Annotated in this window: 14 protein-coding genes; 6 read left to right on the forward strand and 8 right to left on the reverse strand. The window is 64.5% G+C overall.

Annotated features, from left to right (window positions below; genetic code table 11):
- Window positions 1–49: 49 nt before the first annotated feature.
- Complete coding sequence (locus H4I92_RS07920; RefSeq protein ID WP_077530095.1) at window positions 50–1,012, forward strand: NAD(P)-dependent alcohol dehydrogenase; 963 nt, start codon at window positions 50–52, stop codon at window positions 1,010–1,012.
- Window positions 1,013–2,572, forward strand: coding sequence for an MBL fold metallo-hydrolase (locus tag H4I92_RS07925; RefSeq protein WP_218668175.1), 1,560 nt, complete (start codon window positions 1,013–1,015; stop codon window positions 2,570–2,572).
- Window positions 2,573–2,574: 2 nt separating this feature from the next.
- On the opposite strand, the gene H4I92_RS17070 is transcribed toward H4I92_RS07925, so the two are convergent.
- From H4I92_RS17070 to H4I92_RS07940, 3 genes are all read right to left on the reverse strand, one after another.
- On the reverse strand, window positions 2,575–3,576 hold the full coding sequence (locus H4I92_RS17070; protein WP_077530096.1) for a GGDEF domain-containing protein: 1,002 nt from the start codon (window positions 3,574–3,576) through the stop codon (window positions 2,575–2,577).
- Between the two features lie 72 nt (window positions 3,577–3,648).
- Complete coding sequence (locus tag H4I92_RS07935; protein ID WP_077530097.1) at window positions 3,649–4,263, reverse strand: gamma-glutamylcyclotransferase; 615 nt, start codon at window positions 4,261–4,263, stop codon at window positions 3,649–3,651.
- Window positions 4,264–4,289: 26 nt separating this feature from the next.
- Window positions 4,290–5,126 carry a DUF2846 domain-containing protein gene (locus tag H4I92_RS07940; protein ID WP_077530098.1) on the reverse strand — a complete coding sequence of 279 codons (837 nt, stop codon included), beginning with the start codon at window positions 5,124–5,126 and terminating at the stop codon, window positions 4,290–4,292.
- Window positions 5,127–5,342: 216 nt separating this feature from the next.
- Here H4I92_RS07940 and H4I92_RS07945 point away from each other — a divergent pair, with 216 nt between their 5' ends.
- The 3 genes from H4I92_RS07945 (at window position 5,343) to H4I92_RS07955 (ending at window position 11,518) form a co-directional block, all read left to right on the forward strand.
- Window positions 5,343–7,304, forward strand: a complete 1,962-nt coding sequence (locus H4I92_RS07945) for a methyl-accepting chemotaxis protein (RefSeq protein WP_077530099.1) — start codon at window positions 5,343–5,345, stop codon at window positions 7,302–7,304.
- A 64-nt stretch (window positions 7,305–7,368) separates the two neighbouring features.
- The gene (locus H4I92_RS07950; protein WP_077530100.1) at window positions 7,369–8,493 is read left to right on the forward strand and encodes an efflux RND transporter periplasmic adaptor subunit; all 1,125 of its coding nucleotides are present in this window, start codon (window positions 7,369–7,371) and stop codon (window positions 8,491–8,493) included.
- Window positions 8,486–11,518, forward strand: a complete 3,033-nt coding sequence (locus H4I92_RS07955; protein ID WP_338072763.1) for an efflux RND transporter permease subunit — start codon at window positions 8,486–8,488, stop codon at window positions 11,516–11,518. The genes H4I92_RS07950 and H4I92_RS07955 overlap by 8 nt, the downstream gene beginning before the upstream one ends.
- A gap of 69 nt (window positions 11,519–11,587) precedes the next feature.
- On the opposite strand, the gene proX is transcribed toward H4I92_RS07955, so the two are convergent.
- From proX to H4I92_RS07970, 3 genes are all read right to left on the reverse strand, one after another.
- Complete coding sequence (gene proX, locus H4I92_RS07960) at window positions 11,588–12,616, reverse strand: glycine betaine/L-proline ABC transporter substrate-binding protein ProX (protein ID WP_179105655.1); 1,029 nt, start codon at window positions 12,614–12,616, stop codon at window positions 11,588–11,590.
- 95 nt (window positions 12,617–12,711) lie between these two features.
- On the reverse strand, window positions 12,712–13,614 hold the full coding sequence (locus H4I92_RS07965; protein WP_218668176.1) for an ABC transporter permease: 903 nt from the start codon (window positions 13,612–13,614) through the stop codon (window positions 12,712–12,714).
- Between the two features lie 10 nt (window positions 13,615–13,624).
- Entirely contained in the window at window positions 13,625–14,851 is a 1,227-nt protein-coding gene (locus H4I92_RS07970; RefSeq protein WP_218668177.1) for a quaternary amine ABC transporter ATP-binding protein, read from the reverse strand.
- 137 nt (window positions 14,852–14,988) lie between these two features.
- Between H4I92_RS07970 and H4I92_RS07975 the strand changes: the two genes are divergently transcribed.
- Window positions 14,989–15,651, forward strand: coding sequence for a HEPN domain-containing protein (locus tag H4I92_RS07975; RefSeq protein WP_077530103.1), 663 nt, complete (start codon window positions 14,989–14,991; stop codon window positions 15,649–15,651).
- On the opposite strand, the gene H4I92_RS07980 is transcribed toward H4I92_RS07975, so the two are convergent.
- Together H4I92_RS07980 and H4I92_RS07985 are read right to left on the reverse strand one after the other, a co-directional pair.
- Entirely contained in the window at window positions 15,640–16,275 is a 636-nt protein-coding gene (locus H4I92_RS07980) for a uracil-DNA glycosylase family protein (RefSeq protein WP_077530104.1), read from the reverse strand. The two genes, H4I92_RS07975 and H4I92_RS07980, sit on opposite strands and share 12 nt — an antisense overlap.
- A gap of 93 nt (window positions 16,276–16,368) precedes the next feature.
- Window positions 16,369–17,292 (reverse strand): DMT family transporter, encoded by a 924-nt coding sequence (locus H4I92_RS07985; RefSeq protein WP_077530105.1) that lies wholly within the window; start codon window positions 17,290–17,292, stop codon window positions 16,369–16,371.
- Window positions 17,293–17,367: the final 75 nt, after the last annotated feature.

Here is a 17,367-nt window from a genome sequence, read left to right on the forward strand (position 1 = left end):
GAAGGCTACAATGGCGTAAAGTCCGTGCCGCTGGTCAGGGAGCGTCGCCATGAAAGCCATCATCTACAGGGCCTATGGACAACCCAATGTGCTGGAATGGGTGGATGACTGGCCGAAGCCAAGCGTTGGCCCCGGCCAGGTCCAGGTGCATGTCCAGGCCGGGGCACTGAACCCCAAGGATGTGCTGCTGCGCAAAGGGGTGTTCCGTTCCTTCCTGCGTTTTCTTGACCGTGAACCCCTGCCGCGCGTCAGCGGTCTGGACATGGCCGGTGAGATCACCCTTATCGGGGATCGGGTCCGGGGCCTGGAAGTGGGGCAGCCGGTATTCGGTATGAGCAACCGTTTCCACGGTGGCGTCCACGCCGAGTATGCGGTGCTGGAGGCGGATGAGGTCGCGCCCTGTCCGGAGGGATTGTCGTTCACCGAGGCCGCGGCCATTCCTCTGGCCGGGCTGACCGCCCTTCAGGCACTGCGCGACTGCGCCGGTGTCCAGCCGGGGCAGCGGGTTCTGATCAATGGCGCCAGCGGTGGGGTGGGCCACTTCGCGGTGCAGATTGCCCGCAATCTCGGCTGCCATGTCACTGCCGTGTGCAGTGAGCGCAACCTGAAGTTCGTGAGTGATCTCGGCGCGAACGAGGCCGTGGACTATCAGCAGACACCGGCTCCCGCCATTCCCGGTCCTTTCGATGTGGTATTCGATGTCTTTGGCAATTACCGCGCCGGTGATTTCAGTGACACCCTGGCTCGCCGTGGGCGCTATGTGAATACCATTCCCAGCGGTCACAGCCTGCCCGCAGAGGGGCTGGCCAGGCTGGGTCTCCAGAAGCGCAACAGGCTGGTGATCGTGCGTTCGAACCGGGCGGATCTGGACGTGCTGCGCCAGTGGGTGAATGAGGGCCGGCTCAGGGTTCATGTCGACAGCGTTTACCCCTTCTATCATGCCGAGGACGCCCACCGTCACATTGAAACCCGGCATACCCGGGGCAAGGTAGCGATGGAGGCGACCTGCTGAATGGCCATGGCCGAGATCCGTGAGGCGGCGACGCTGGTGCTGGCGCGCGACGGTGCCGATGGCCCGGAAGTACTGCTGCTGCGGCGCACCAGCGACGTGGTCTTCCTCCCCGGATTCGATGTCTTCCCGGGCGGGGCGGTCAGCGAGCTGGATGAGACGCCGGTGGATCGCACCACCGCGCTCAGGGAGTGTTTTGAGGAAGCCGGTGTGCTGGTGGTCCGGGACAGGGCCGGAAAGCTCACCACGCATACAGTACCGGAACTCGATGAACGGCGGCGGCTGGATGCCGGCGAGCAGGCGCTGGCGGATTACTGCCGGCGCGCCGGGCTGACGCCCGCCACTGACGATCTCTTCTATCTGGGGCGCTGGATCACCCCGCCGGGACCACCGCGGCGTTTTGATACCCGTTTCTTCCTGGCACCGGTACCGGCGGGGCAGGCCGCCTGGCCGGATGGTACGGAAACCATCGAGGCCTTCTGGCTGACGCCGGAGCAGGCCCTGGAGGAGCATGTCCGCGGTGAACGCCTGCTGGTGCCGCCAACCCTGGGCACTTTGAGGCAGCTCCGGGGATTCCGGGACGTTGCCGACCTGGTTGCCTCACTGGCGGATCTGAGCCCCTATGAGGCACCGTCAGAGGACTGGCCGATCCGTAGTGGCAGCCTTGTGGCAGGGGCGCCCGGTTATGACGAAGCCCGTTTCATGGACCCCGGCGCCGGCGGTCACACGACCGGCCGCATCGAGCCGGGCGAGGCGGTGGCGATCACGCCTGCCATCACCCGCCTGACGGCCCCCAATCCCGGGGTCATGACGGGGCCGGGCACCAACACCTACATCCTGCGCATGGCGGGGGAGGTTTTGGTAGTGGACCCGGGGCCGGATGAGGAGGCTCACGTGGAAGCCATTCTTGCCGCCACCCGGGGCCGTATCGACCGCATCCTGCTCACCCACACCCATCTGGACCACACGCCGGCAAGCCATCGGCTGCGTGAGCGCACCGGCGCCTCCCTGGTGTTCCGGCGTCCTGCCGGGGGCCTGGGGCATCACGATTACGCTCTTGAGCCGGACCATGAACCTGTGGAGGGTGACTACCTGGTGCCGGGGCTGAGGGTGCTCTACACACCCGGGCATGCCGGCAACCACCTGGCCTTCCTGTGGGAGCCGGAGGGGCTGCTGCTGGCAGGAGACCTGGTCATGCAGTCCTCCACGGTGGTCATTGATCCGCCCGACGGGCACCTGGGGGACTACCTGGCCACGCTGCGGCGTCTGCTGGATGAGCCGGTGCAGCATCTTCTGCCAGGGCATGGCCAGCTGATGGCAGATCCATGGGCGGTTTTCGACTATCTGATCACCCACCGCCATCGCCGCGAGCACAAGGTGCTGAGCTGCCTGGCCGGGGCGACGGAAGGCATTGCAACGGAAGCACTGCTGCCCCGGGTCTATGATGACGTGCCGGCCGCGATCCATCCGGTAGCCGCCCGGTCGCTGGAGGCCCACCTGGAGAAACTGGTGGATGAGGGGCGGGTACAACGCTCAGGGCGGATAGTCCGGCTCCTGGGCTGAGATCAGTCGGTGGGCTGTTTACTGTCCTCGGCGATCACGACACAGTCCCGCCCGCTCTCCTTGGCCCGATAGAGCGCGTCATCCGCGCGCTTCAGCCACGTCTCCCAGTTTTCCTCCGCCCCCAGGTGCGCTGCCCCGAAGGAGGCGGTGACGGGACCGTCGGGACTTCGCAGGGTCGACCGGATCTTCTGGCGCAGCCCCTGGACCACCGCCTTCATGCCGTCCGGGTCAACGCCCGGCATGAGCAGTACGAATTCCTCGCCACCAAAGCGGAACAGCTGGTCGCTCTGGCGGGTGTTGCGCTCCACCATCCGGGCCAGGTTGACCAGGATCTCGTCACCGAGGCCGTGACCGTGCTTGTCGTTGATGGCCTTGAAATGGTCCAGGTCCAGCATGACCAGGGCATAGGGTGTGTCGGTGCGGCTGGCGGTGGAGGCGGCCAGCTGCAGGGCGTCGTCCATGGAGCGGCGGTTGCGCACGCCGGTCAGGGGGTCACGGCGGGCCAGTACTGCCATTTCCTTGCGCTGCTGCTGGTTCCGGATCGCAAAAATGAAGGCGCAGGCGCTGACCACCGTGGCCGTGGCAAAGTAGGCCCACAGGCTTTCCCCCGAGGGCAGGGACATGCCGTGGAAGATGACGGCCAGGACCATGGCGGTGTTGAGGGCGACGGCGATGACCGGCCGCGTCAGGAAGAAGCTGGCAACCAGTACGGGGTAGCTCCACAGATGCCCCACATGCGGCAGGATGGAACCGATGATCGCTCCCGCCACACAGCAGAAAACCGCCAGGGCGAAACCGGTTCGCTCGGTATCGCCGGACAGCCATGCGTAGATCACGCTGCTGATGATGCCGAAGGAGATCAGAGAGTCGGCAAAGCCGGCAATGTAGTTGGTTTCCAGGAAGCGGTAGACGCCAAAGGGGACAATGCCGAACAGAGCGGCAGCGCCCAGCAGCGTAATGATCGAGAGCTGGAAGTCGGTGCGCAGCCGTCTTGCAGCAACCACGAGAGCGGGCTCGGTTATGTTCGGGCCCCTGACGGGTCTTTTTTTGTCATTATAAGACACATTATTGACTCATCAGGTCTCAGGGGACTGGAACCTACTATAGGTGGGGTTATGATCCTCATCAAGAACAGCCCTGAGATGCAGTTCAATTCCATAAACATGCGGATCATCCACCCCCATGGCCCGAAGGGCGTTTGCGAGTTCAAGCACGTAGTCGCTGTTGGGCCCGCTTGGCCCCTCGGAGGCGGCCACATGTCGTGCAATGGCGGCCTCTGAAGCAGGCCCCAGCCAGGCGGCATTGTCTTCGGTCGCGATGTAGACAAGGCCTTCCACGTTGCTGCCATCGTCCAGCCTGAGAGGGCGGATCAGGCGCAGATAGCCGTTTTTCTCGCGCACGTCCAGCTGTTCGAACACATCCGGTGACACCCTGTACGCCAGACCGGTGCAGCAGGCCTGGGCGTCTGCAACCAGGGTTGCCACGCGGCCGGGGTTACCGGGAGTGCCCCGGTGGTCGTGGGAGCCCTGCCAGAAGCGGCGCTTCCAGCCCTGGATGGTGGCCGGCCGGGTTTCGAGGTAGTCAAACCCCGCCTTGTAGATCAGTGATCCGTAACCGAACAGCCATACGGGGCGCCCGTCGTCCGGAAGCTGATCCGTGTTGCGGTTGAGGGAGATCGTATTGGCGCTCATAACCCCGCCATACTACGGTACGGCGCTCAGAACGGCCACCACCAGTGGCCGTCACCCTCCGCCGCGGCCAGCCGCTGCGCACGCTCCCGTTCAAGTTCCCGCAGCTGGCGGTCCGTTTCCAGCGGTTCGGTGGGGCCGCCCCCCCATGGCCAGTACCAGGGAGCGGGCTCGTAATGGCCCTGCTCCTTCATGCGTTCGATTTCCTTCTTTCGCTCCTCCATAAGCGCTTCGCGCCGGCGCCGGTAATCCGCCTCGCGGTTGTCCGCAACGATGGAGGTTCCGGCATGGTTGGTGGCCATCAGAACGCTTTCCATGAAGCGTGTCTCGCGCAGTTCGTCCATGGCGGCCTCCTGGGCCACAAGGCGTACGGTACCGCGGCTCAGGGGATGATCATCGGGTAGGCGGGAGTCGGTGGCGCTGGTTTCACTCACTTCCGAGTAGCGCAGGAAATAGATTTCCCCGGCCTCCATTTCCAGTTCCGCATCCAGGATATGGGAAAATGGTGAGCCGACCCCTTCAATGCCGAAGAAGGGACGGTGCATGTCCAGCTCCCGGGTACCCGGCAGGATCTCCAGCCAGGTATAGCCGCCGCTGCGCAGGTTTACGTAGTGGTGGCCATCCAGGTAGAAGCTTGGCGCCATGAGTTCGGCATCACCCCAGTCGGACTGCGGGCGGTACACATAGAGCAGGGCATGGTTGCTGCTGTCCCACTCATGCTTGGGCACGGGGCGGAAGCGCTGTCCGTCCACATCCCGCAGGAAGGCGCCGGCATCATGGCCGATGGACTGGTGGACCGCGCAGCCGCCGAGGTTGAGCAGGACGGTCAGCAGACAAAGGATGCAGGCGCGGGTGTTCATTCCCATGGCGTTGACTCACAGTGACGCTATTATAGCGGATCAGGTTATCACTGCACGGGTGGATGGTTCTGAGAGGTGATCGATGGCTTGGAGCAATCCCTTGGGCATGGTGTTTGCTTCCAGCTCCTGGGAGGCAAGGGGTTGCCATATGATCGCAGAGGACTGGCGGAGCGGCACACGCTATAATATTGCCGAGTACCAACAAACATCCCGAGGTTGACTTTGAGTATTGCCCAGAAACTTGTTGCGGCGTTCACCCTGATGCTTGCGTTGGTCATTGTGACCTTGGCCGGCCTGGCGGTTTACCAGTCGCGCGATGCGGCGGAATCCGCTTTCAATGAGGCCAGTCTCAAACAGATTGAGCAGGTTGACGCAGGGCTGACGGACTATCTTGACCAGGTTGCGGCCAATGTCCGCTTCCTGGCCAGCCAGCCTGAGGTGCAGCAGGCCAGGGGGTCGCTCAGCCGCTATCTCGACGTGCCGAGCACCGTCGCCATGACGCCGGAGGACAATGGCGGCTTCGAGGCCTCGATCTTCCAGACCTATGACCGGTTCGCCAGCAGCCACTCCGGGCTCGCCTACATCTACATGGCCACGAAGGATGGCGGGTACCTGCAGTGGCCCAAGGGTGAGATCGGGCCGGAGTACGACCCCCGCCAGCGGCCGTTCTATCAGGCTGCCATGGAGGACCCTGGCGAGGTGGTGCGCACGGATGCCTATTACTTCGAGACCGACGATGCCTCCATTGTCAGCTCCGTACGCACTGTGGAAGACAACAGCGGCGAGGTGATCGGCGTTCAGGGTATGGATGTGTCCCTGGCCGGGCTGACCGAGCGCATCAGCGAGATCCAGTTTGGAGAGACCGGCTACCTGGTGCTGATCGAGGACAGTGGCACCGTGCTGGTGAACCCGGATGACCCCGAGCAGAACTTCCGCAATGTGGATGAACTGGAATCCGATGTGTTCGCCCGTCTCCAGTCGATGGAGCGGGGCAGCCGCAGTGTTGAACTGGATGGTCAGACCATGCAGGCCAATGTGTTCACATCGCCGGAGCTGGGCTGGACCTTCATCGGCCTGATCCCCCGTTCCGAGATGATGGCCGGCGCCGATGCCCTGGCATGGCAGGTGGCGGGTATCGGTTTTGTCATCCTTTTGCTGGGGGGGGGTGGTGCCGTGGTGATGGCACGGGTTCTGACCCGACCCATCCGCGAGGTCTCGCGGCGCATGGCGGGTATCGCCGCCGGTGAGGGGGACCTGACGCAGCGCCTGCCGGAAGAGACCGGCGATGAGATCGGCGAGCTCTCCCACCAGTTCAATGCCTTTGTGCGCATCATGCAGGACACCATCCGGGAGGTGGACGGTACCACCCAGGGGCTCGCCTCTTCCGCGGAGGAACTCAACCGGGTTGCGGACCAGACCCGCCAGACGGTGGAGCGCCAGAGCCACGATACAGACCAGATCGCCACGGCTATCAACGAAATGACCGCTACGGTCCAGGAGGTCTCCCGCAATGGCAGTGAGGTGGCGGACGCTGCCTCGGAGGCGGATGAGCGTGCCCGTGAGGGCGGCCGGGTGGTCAGCGAGAATGCGGAAACCATGGATGAACTGGGCACCGAGCTGGATGGGCTCGCGGATGTGGTATCCCAGCTTTCCGAGCGCAGCCAGGAGATCCGCAAGGTGCTGGACGTGATCCACTCGGTGACCGACCAGACCAACCTGCTTGCGCTGAACGCCGCGATTGAGGCCGCCCGGGCGGGTGAGGCCGGGCGGGGCTTTGCCGTGGTGGCGGATGAGGTCCGCTCCCTTGCCCAGCGCAGCAGCGCCTCCGCCGAGGAGATCCGTACCATCATTGACGGCCTGGTGACCGAGACCGACCAGGCCGTGGAACGCATGAAGGGCGCGCGGGAACGCTCCAACCATAACCGTGAGCGCGCCGGTGAGGCCCAGCAGGCGCTGTCTTCAATAGAGGTCTCGGTTGGCCGGATCCATGAGCAGGTCACCCAGATCGCCACGGCAGCTGAGGAACAGAGCCAGGCAGCCGAGGAGATCAACCGCAACGTTAACGGCATTGTGGAATCGGCGCAGGAAAGCAGCGAAGGCACCAACCAGACCAGTGCCGCCAGTGATGAAGTGGCTTCGATGGCGGAACGGTTGCGTGATGTGGTCGGCCGTTTCCGGATCTGAACTGGATCGATAGGGTGCGACGGGTTACCTTCTGTTCACAGCCGAATAACCCGGAACCCCGATCATGAAAGACCAATGGAAACGATCGCGTGTGCTGGTGGCACTCGCGGTCCTTGCCCTGGCCCTGATCATCCTGCGTGCCTGGGCCAGCACACAGGCCACTGGGGAAGCTGATGATGGGCGATTGCTGCCCGTCAGCGTCAGCACCCCCGAGGCGGTGGAAAGCTTCCCGCAGGTGACCCGCCATACCGGGCTGGTGGAGCCGCGACAGGCCAGTACTCTGGCTTTTGAGCCGGAAGGGCGGGTGGCCCGCATCGAGGTCCGGGAAGGCGACACCGTGGAGGAAGGCCAGGTGCTCGCGGTTCTGGACGATCGCCGCCTCAGGGCCGCTCTCAAGGAAGTAGAGGGCGAGATGGCCGCCACCCGTGCCAGCCTGGACCTGGCGCGCCAGGAAGAGGAACGCCAGCGCAACCTGCGCCGGGATGGCGCCAGCACCCAGCGTGACGTGGACCGGGCCGAGGCGGAACGGCGGCGCCTGGAAGGCCAGCTCCAGGGGCTTGAGGGGCGCCGGGACCGGGTTCAGGCCAACCTGGATGACGCCCGCCTCAGGGCGCCTTTCGATGGCGTTGTGGCCCGCCGGATGGTGGACCAGGGCGATCTGGTCTCACCCGGAACGTCGGCCTTCCGGGTACTGGACCCCGGCAGCCTGGAGGCGCGCATCGGCATGCCGGCAGGCACGGCAGATGCCTACAGCAGCGGTGACCGGGTGCCGCTGAGAGTGGGCGGCCAGTCGCTTGAAGGCACTGTGGTCGAGCGGCTTCCGGAACTGGATCCAGCGCGGCGCACACGCACCCTGCGCGTCGCCCTGGATGCCGGCGCCCCGGTGGTGCCGGGGCAGATCGCCCATCTGCGCCATGCCACCGAGGTGTCGCAGAGCGGCCATGTCCTGCCTGAATCCGCGTTGACCCGCGCCCGCTCCGGCCTCTGGGCCGTGCTGGTTGTAGAACCGGACGGCGAGGAGGCCCACCGGATCCGGCGCGTGAATGTGGAGTGGCTCTACAGCCACGATGGGCGCGTTCTGGTCCGGGGCCCGCTCAAGGCGGATATGGATGTGATCGATGGCGGCACCCACCGGGTGGTGCCGGGCCAGCGCGTGCGCATTGCGGACGAGGGCGGCGACGGTGATTGAGCGGCTGCTGTTCAACCGCCGCCTGCTGGTGATGGCCGTGGGGCTGCTGATCGTCTCCGGCCTGGCGGCCATCCAGACCCTGCCGCGCCTTGAGGACCCGCGCATCACGGCGCGCAACGCCCGCGTCCTGACCACCTTCCCGGGCGCGGACCCGAAACAGGTCGAGGCACTGGTCACACAGACGCTTGAGGACGAGATCCGTACCCTCAAGGAGGTCAAGGTGCTCTCCTCCGCCTCCCGCCAGGGGGTCTCCAGCATCGCCATTGAGCTCCTCGAGGAGGTGACAGAGGTCGAGCCCGTCTGGAGCCGGGTTCGGGACAAGCTCGCGGACGCCCGCCCGGACCTACCGGACCAGGCATCCCGCCCCCGGTTGATCGATGACCGCTTCTACGCCTTTTCCATGGTGATCGCGCTGACCCGTGAGGACCCGGGCATCAGCCACAACGCCCTGGGTCGTCACGCGGATCGCCTGGAAGAGCGGTTCCGCGCCATGCCGGGTACGGACTATACCAATCTCTTCGGTCGCGCCGCCGAGGTGATCCGCCTGCACGCGGATCCGGCCGAACTGGCGCAGCTCGGGCTGTCCGCCGAGGACATGGCCCGGCGCGTGGCCGGTTCCGATGCCCGACGCCCGGCGGGTGTTCTGGACAACGGCGACTCGCGCCGGGCGGTCACGCTGCGGGGCGATTTCGCCACCCTGGAGCGGGTCCGAGATGTGACCATCAGCATCGGCGAGGGCCAACGCCTGAAAGTGGGCGACCTGGCGGACGTGGAGCGGGGCGTGGCCGATCCGCCGGAACAGCATGCCCTGCTCAACGGCGAGGAAACCATCCTGGTGGGCGCCCGCATGGCCGGGGGCGGCCGTATCGACAGCTGGTCGCAGCGGGCCCGGAACGTTCTGGATGGGATGCGGGCGGACCTGCCGGACGGCGTCGAAGCCCGGGTGCTGTTCGACCAGAGCCTGTATACACAGGAGCGGCTGGAAGGCGTGGTCGGCAATCTCCTGATGGGGCTGGTCATCGTGGTGGCGCTGCTGTTCCTGACCCTGGGCTGGCGCGGTGCGCTCGCCGTGGGACTGGCCATTCCCGCAACCATGCTGCTGGTGCTGAGCCTGTTCCGGGTCTTTGGGGTCAACATCCACCAGATCAGCATCACGGGCATCATCGTGGCGATTGGGCTGATCGTGGACAACGCCATCGTGGTCACCAATGCCCTGCGTGAGCGTCTGGGCCAGGGGGAATCCCACACCCAGGCCGTGCGCTGGACGCTGCGCCACTTCGCCGGCCCGCTGTTGGCCAGCACCCTCACCACCATCCTCGCCTTCATGCCCATTGTGCTCATGCCCGGCGGCGCGGGCGAGTTCGTGGGGCCGCTGGCCATTGCGGTGATCCTGGCGTTGATCAGCTCCTACCTGGTGGCACTGCTGGTGATTCCCGCTATGAGCCCACTGCTTCTGACCGGGCCGACCGCCGTCTCCGCCTCGGGCCCAGGGCCGGCCATGCGGTGGCTGCGTTCCTTCATCGGGATCACGCTGCGGCGCCCGGTCATTGCCATTGGCCTGACACTGCTGTTGCCCATCAGCGGCGCCGTGATCCTGCCCATGCTCCCGATCAGCTTCTTTCCGGCAGCGGATCGGGACCAGTTCCATATCCAGGTCCGCCTGGAACCCGGGGCCTCCGTGGATCGCGCGCGCAACGTGGCCCAGCGCATGACCCCCGTTATCCGTGACGTCGAGGGGGTTCAGGACGTCTGGATGGTTGCGGGCGGCAATGCGCCCAAGGTCTATTACAACCTGGTGGGGCGCGAGGACAGCAATCCCGCCTTCATCCAGGCCATTGTGGATACCGCCGGTTCAGACCGGACGATTCCGGCAATCCGGGCGCTGCAGAAACGGCTTGATGAGGCCTTCCCCGAAGCCCAGACGCTGGTGCGGCGTTACGAACAGGGCCCGCCGGTAGCCGCGCCCCTGGAGCTGCGTCTCTATGGCCCGGAACTGCCGGTGCTGGCGGACCTGGGCGAGCGCATTGCCGGCTTCATGCATGACCTGCCGGAAGTCACCCATGTGCATACCCTGGTCAACCGGGACCAGCCCCGGATCGAGCTGACGCCGGACCAGGAGGAGATCGCGGCACTGGGGCTGGATGCGGAAAACGTTGCCGGCCAGCTCAATGCGCTGCTCAGTGGGCGCGAGGGCGGCTTCATGCTGGAGGAAACGGAACAGATGCCGGTTCAGGTGCGCTACCCGGAGCCCTGGCGTGGCCAGAGCAGTATGCTTGGCAGCGCGCTGATCCGCGGCGGCGAGGGCCGGGGCGGTATCCCGGTGGCTACCCTGGCGGAGCAGGAGCTGACGCCGTCATGGCGGCGCATCCAGCGGCGCCAGGGTGAACGGGTACAGCTGGTGCGCGGTTATCTCGAGGTGGGGGAGCTGGCACCCACGGTGATGCGGCGCCTTGAGGACAGGCTGGAGACGGAGCTGGACCTGCCGCCGGGGTACCGGCTGGAGACCGGCGGCGAGGCCGAGGAGCGCAACGAGGCCGTCACCCGGCTTCTGAGTTCAGTGGCCATTCTGGTGCTGATGATGGTTGCGGCCGTGGCCCTGACGTTCAATTCCTTCCGGCGCGCGGGGATCGTCTTCTTCAGCGGTGCCCAGGCCTTCGGTCTGGGCCTGCTGGCCCTCGCGCTGACCGGGCATGCCTTCGGTTTCATCATCATCGTGGGGATCATGGGGCTGGTGGGCGTGGCCATCAACGCCACCATCATCATGATTGCCGCCCTGGATGACGACGAGCACGCGCGGGAAGGTGATGCCGCCGCCATGGTTGATGTGATCACCGGGTCCACGTTCCGCCATATCGGCTCCACCACCATGACCACCTTTGGTGGCCTGGTGCCACTGATGGTCGCGGGCGGCACCCTCTGGCCGCCGTTTGCCCAGACCTTTGGCGTGGGCCTGCTGCTGGCGACGGTGATCGCGCTGGTGGTGACGCCGGCCGCCTACCGGCTGGCCTGCACGCCGGCCCGCTGACCGGGCACAAAAAAGGGGGCTCCGCAGAGCCCCCTTCTTTCTTTTCCGATCCGGTTGGATCGTACTGGCTTACTTGGCTGCTTCGCGAGCTGCCTTCAGCCACTTGTCGACCATGTCGCGGTTCTGATCGATCCACTCAGCGGCCAGGGGCCGGACTTCGTCGTCGTCCAGGTCCTGCTCGCTCATCTTGCCGTCAACCTGACTGATCCACTTCAGCGGTACTTCCGCCTGACGGAACAGTTCCTCAGCGGCCGGGTTCTCCTTGAGGAAGTTGTTGTTGGCGGCAACCTGGATGTCAGCCGCAACAAAGCCCATCTCGATCGGATCGGTCACAGCGCCGCTGATGCCGGAAGCTTTTTCGTTCTCGCTTTCGACGATGCCGGGCGCGTTGACCCACATCACGTCCTCACCCGGTACCAGCTTGAGGATCCAGGCGCTGGGGCCCCAGGTCATGTACAGGGTCGGGTTGCCCTGTTCGATCTGGGACATGGCTTCCGTGAAGTTCGCGGAATAGCCGGCATCCACATGGTCGATGCGGTCGCCAAGCTCGAACTTGTCGATCATGGCGTTGATGCCTTCGTGGCAGCCCCAGCCGGGCGGGCAACCGTAGAGCTCGACCTTGCCGTCGTTGTCGTGGTCAAAGGCGTTGCGGGTCTCTTTGTTTTCCACGATGTCCATGATGCCTTCGATGTCGTACTTCTCGACGGCTTCCTTGTTCACCAGGTAGCCCTGGATGCCACAGCCCTTGCACAGCGGATCAAAGATGGTGCCCTTGTCATCCCAGTTGTCGGGCAGCTGCGGGTTGTGCAGCGGGAACCAGCCGTTGGGCCAGTAGTCCACGTCGCCCTCGCTCATGGCCAGGTAGGCCACCGGGTTCTGGAGAGAAATCGGATCCTGAATGTCGTAGCCCAGCTCGGTCAGCAGTTCCGCATAGACCCAGCTCACCGGAATGGCGGAGGTCCATGTAGCCACAGCCGGCTGGACGCTTACGCCCTCACCGGGCATGGACTTGTGGTCGTCGGCCTGGGCACTGAGCGCCAGAGAGCCCACCAGGGCCAGCGCCAGCGCTTTCAGCGAAATGGATTTCAGGCGTTTCATAATACGTTCCTCCGTATTGCTCTTATTGAACTCACATCGCTGTGAGCTGTGTCGTCCCACGGATGCCGGCGGCATCCGCGCTTCACAGATGGTTGTCAGTCATCACTGCTGGCCCGGCTGCCCGGGGCCTTCTCACCCAGACCCTGGGTGATCCGGTCGAGCACCATGGCCAGCAGCACAATTCCAAGCCCGCCAACAAAGGCCTGGCCGATATCAAGCCGGTTCAGCCCTTGGAACACCAGCAGGCCGAGCCCACCGGCGCCGATGATGGCCGCGATCACCACCATCGACAGCGCCAGCATGATGGTCTGGTTCAGCCCCGCCATGATGGTCGGCATGGCCAGCGGCACCTGCACCTTCCACAGGATCTGGCGCGGCGTGGAGCCGAAGGCGGTGGCCGCTTCCGTATACTGGCCGGGCACCTGGCGGATGCCCAGGTTGGTCAGGCGGATGGTCGGCGGCATGGCGAAGATGATGGTGGCGATCAGCCCGGGCACGTTGCCGATACTGAACAGCATTACCGCCGGCACCAGGTAAACAAAGGGCGGGGTGGTCTGCATGATGTCCAGTATCGGTCGCACCAGGGTGTAGGTCATGTCCCTGCGCGAGCACAGGATGCCTATGGGCACCCCGATCACAAGACAGAACAGTACCGAGGTGATCACCAGCGAGAGGGTGGTCATCAGCTCGTCCCAGACGCCCATGAAGCCGATGAAGGCGAAGGCGACCACGGCGAATACACCCACTTTCCAGGAGGCGGCGCGCCAGGCGAGGACGAACAGCCCGGCCAGTACGGCCAGTGGCGGCGTGGAGGTAAGCAGCCACTGGACCCCCTCCATAACGGTCTTGACCGGCGGGCTTACCCAGGTCCGGAAAAAGTCACGGAAGGTGTCCACCAGCCAGTCGACGAACCAAGTCACCCAGTCATCGATGGGCATGTCGATCAGCTCAAACGGGTTGCCCAGGGAACCGCCGAGCATCGGGATCAGATCATTCATGATGTAAGCCTCAGTCGTCCTGTGCGTAACCTTGTTTCTCGAGAATGCCGTGGATCAGCTCCGGTTCGTCGATGACGCCCTTCAGGCGCCCTTCAGTGTCCTGGACGACGACCGGAAGCTCCGAGTAGGCACGCCCGCGGAGTACCCGCTTGAGTATGGTGTCCGTGGTGCAGTGGACGGCGGCGTCCGTATGGCGTTCGGGAGCGCCGCCGGTTTCGGTGACCTTCTCCTCGAGCTCATGGAGCGCCACGTCATTGCCCTCGCAGCGCATCGCCGCGAGATGGCCATTGGTGTCCACGTGGAACTCCACATCGGTGTAACCGGTACGGGTCCAGACCTGGTTGCCGCCCTCTTCGCGTATCTGGTTGAAGTAGCGGTCGGTGAACGGTAGGGCGACGGTTTCCGCGGTGATGACGCCGGTGGGGTCGGCGTGCTCGACAAACTTGGCCACGTACTCGGTTTTCGGGTTGACCAGAATTTCTTCCGGATTCCCGACCTGCACGATTTTGCCCGCATCCATGATGGCGATGTGGTCGCCGATGCGCATGGCCTCGTCCAGGTCGTGGGTGATGAACAGGATGGTGCGGCCCAGCTCCTGCTGGATGCGCATCAGCTCATCCTGCATCTGCACCTTGATCAGAGGGTCCAGAGCGGAGAAAGGTTCGTCCATCAGCAGGATGTTGGCCTCGGTAGCCACGGCGCGGGCCAGGCCCACGCGCTGCTGCATGCCGCCGGAGAGCTCATCCGGGTAGTGGTTCTCCCAGCCACCCAGGCCGACCATCTCCAGATACTTTTTTCCCAGTTCCTCGCGTTCGGCCTTATCGCGACCCTGAACTTCCAGTCCGTAGACCACGTTCGAGAGAACGGTCTTATGCGGGAAAAGCGCGAAGTGCTGGAAGACCATGCTCAGGTGCTGTGAACGCACACGCCTGAGTGTCGGGCCGTCCATGGTGGCGATATCCAGCTCGCCATGTTCCGGGTCGTCGAGGATGATCTTGCCGAAAGTGGGTTCGATCAGGCGGTTGATGCAGCGGATGAGTGTGGATTTGCCGCTGCCGGAAAGGCCCATGATGCAGAAGACCTCGCCGGCGCCAACCTCGAAGCTGGCGTTGTTGACCCCGACGACATGCCCGGTTTCAGCCTGGATCTCGTCTTTCGATTTGCCTTGTTCCAGCAAAGGCTTCACGGATTCCGGGTTGGGTCCGAATACTTTGGTGACGCCTTCAGCCCGTATCACTGCAATAATACCTCGTGATCTGATTAGATAGAGACGTTAAGAAAGCGGTGCGCGGAAGGATTACTGATGCGTAACCGCTCAGTCATGGTGTACGAAATTATACGTATTCGGATCAGAGGTCAAACGGGAGACAATCATTGTCGGGGGATTTCAAATCACTCAAAGAGCAGCACAGGGCGCTTCGCGACAGGCTTCCAGACGCTCTGGACCTGCGGGTTCACCGCTCGCTGAGCTGGCTCCAGCGGGCCGAACTCTGCGATGACGAGGACGGCCGCTTCATCTTCCTCTGGATCGCCTTCAACGCCGCTTATGCCCAGGAGATGCGGCTGGAGGAACCGATGCCGGAGCAGAAAGTGCTGCGCGAGTTCCTCGAAAGTCTGGTGGCGCTGGACATGGAGAAACGCCTCTCCGGCGTCGTCTGGACGGCCTTCCCGAATGCCATCCGCATGCTGCTGAACAACCAGTATGTGTTCCAGCCCTACTGGGACTGCCAGAACGGCCGCCGCCCCCGGGGCGAGTGGCAGGGGCTGTTCGAACGCGCCAAGGTGGCCGCCTCCCGGGCCCTGGGTTCGGATGACACCGCCCGGGTACTGGGCCTGGTGTTCTCGCGCCTCTATACCCTGCGCAACCAGATGATGCACGGCGGCTCCACCTGGAACAGTTCCGTCAACCGGGAGCAGGTGCGGGACGGGGCGGATATCCTCGAGCAGCTGGTGCCGGTGATCATCGACATCCTGATGGCGCACCCGGAGGCGGACTGGGGCGAGCCGGGCTACCCGGTGGTGGCCTCAGGCGCCTGATTCCGGCCCCAGCAGATCCTCGATGCGCCAGCGCAGCTCCGGCAGCAGCTCCGCCTCGAACCAGGGGTTGTTCCGGATCCAGGCATTGTTGCGCCAAGAGGGGTGGGGCATGGGCAGCACCGCCGGCTCGCTGTCTTCCTCGAGGATGGTGCGCCAGTTGGCCACGGTTGCGGTCAGTGTCTTCTCACGGTGACGCTTGGGCAGGTGGTAACGCTGCGAGTACTGGCCGATCACCAGGATCAGCGAGAGATTGGGCAGTGCCGCGAACACCGACTCATGCCAGGTCTCCGCGCATTCCCGCCGGGGTGGGAGGTCGCCGCCCTTGCTGTCATAGCCGGGGAAGCAGAACCCCATGGGCACGATGGCGAACTGTTCCGGGTCGTAGAAGCGCTCCTCCGAGACCGCCAGCCATTCCCTGAGCCGCACGCCCGAGGGGTCGTAGAACGGCAGACCCTTCTGGTGGGCCTTGTTGCCCGGTGCCTGGCTCGCGATGCAGACCCGTGCCCCGCTTCCAGCCTGCATCACGGGGCGGGGCTCATGGGGCAGAGGTGGGCCGTGACGGGGGCAGTCGCGGCAGATGCGGCAGTTGCGGATGCTGGGCAGAAGAGAGTCGAGTTCATTCATTGCGCTTTTCCCGTGGAATTCAAAAAAAGGTTACCAGCCCAGCTCCTCCTTGCCTTCATCCGCCAACAAACAGCATCTCCTGAATCGCGGCGGTTACCGGGTGCCGTGCTGAGGGGGCTTGCCAGCATCGGCGTTTACAGTTGCCGGCGCTTGTATACGGGGGTGGCGGAACAGCACATAGTTGCCCAGCAATGCCAGTAAGGCGCCGGCCAGCGAGCTGCCGCTCCAGATGAAACCCTCAAGCCAGGTGGACAGGCCCAGCGCCACGACGGGAAACAGGACCGTGGCGTAGCCGGCCTTGTCCGGGCCGAGTGTACGGATCACTGTCAGGTAGCTGAAGAAAGCGAGGATGGAGCCAGGAATCGCCAGAAACAGGGTGGCCCCCCAGAATACCCCGGAAGTCGGGACGATCCAGTCCACACCGGTCGCCAGGCACCAGATGCCGAGGGCGAGAGCGCCGTAGAACATGGCCCAGGCGTTGCCGGCCAGAAGCGGGATGTCCAGCTCACGTACCTTCAAGCTGAGGACGTTCCCAAGCGAAAACCAGAAGGTGCCCGCCGTCGCGAAGGCCATGGCGGCGAACGTGGCGTTGCCGAGCCACAGGTCCTGCCAGAACAGCAGGGCCACACCGGTCAAACCGAGAGCCACTGCGGGCACAATGCGTGCGCTGGGTTGGATGCCGAGAAACAGGCGGCCGTTGATGGCATTGAAAAGCGCCGCAAGCGAGAAAATCACGGCTATCAGGCCGCTGGTCATGCCCTCTGCGGCGCGGTAGATCATCAGGAAGTTGATGCTGTAGAGCGTCAATCCCTGGAGGATCAGCCAGCCATGCTGGTGGCGGGTCAGCCGGGGCAACCGCCGGACGAGCGCCAGACCGCCCAACGCCACTGCAGAGGCCAGTACAAACCGGTAGAACACAGACAGGTCCACAGCGGCGGATTCCACCTGTAACCGGATCGCGGTCCAGGTCACCCCCCAGATCAGGACGGTTGCGATGTAATGTGCGCTGACAGGCATGGTGGCTCCTTACTGTCGAGATGCCCGGCCAGCGTATCGGGCCCCTGTTCGGGTGGCTTGTCACATCTTGCGAAA

The sequence above is a fragment of the Vreelandella halophila genome (assembly GCF_019903425.1).
Classification (GTDB): Bacteria; Pseudomonadota; Gammaproteobacteria; order Pseudomonadales; family Oleiphilaceae; genus Halospina; species Halospina halophila.

Excerpts from the sequence above, each read along its gene's own strand:
- H4I92_RS07980 (WP_077530104.1), bottom strand. The coding sequence starts at position 16,275 with ATGAATGAACTCGACTCTCTTCTGCCCAGCATCCGCAACTGCCGCATC.
- proX (WP_179105655.1), bottom strand. The coding sequence starts at position 12,616 with ATGAAACGCCTGAAATCCATTTCGCTGAAAGCGCTGGCGCTGGCCCTG.
- H4I92_RS07965 (WP_218668176.1), bottom strand. The coding sequence starts at position 13,614 with ATGAATGATCTGATCCCGATGCTCGGCGGTTCCCTGGGCAACCCGTTT.
- H4I92_RS07940 (WP_077530098.1), bottom strand. The coding sequence starts at position 5,126 with ATGGGAATGAACACCCGCGCCTGCATCCTTTGTCTGCTGACCGTCCTG.
- H4I92_RS07935 (WP_077530097.1), bottom strand. The coding sequence starts at position 4,263 with ATGAGCGCCAATACGATCTCCCTCAACCGCAACACGGATCAGCTTCCG.
- H4I92_RS07925 (WP_218668175.1), top strand. The coding sequence starts at position 1,013 with ATGGCCATGGCCGAGATCCGTGAGGCGGCGACGCTGGTGCTGGCGCGC.
- H4I92_RS07950 (WP_077530100.1), top strand. The coding sequence starts at position 7,369 with ATGAAAGACCAATGGAAACGATCGCGTGTGCTGGTGGCACTCGCGGTC.
- H4I92_RS07985 (WP_077530105.1), bottom strand. The coding sequence starts at position 17,292 with ATGCCTGTCAGCGCACATTACATCGCAACCGTCCTGATCTGGGGGGTG.
- H4I92_RS07920 (WP_077530095.1), top strand. The coding sequence starts at position 50 with ATGAAAGCCATCATCTACAGGGCCTATGGACAACCCAATGTGCTGGAA.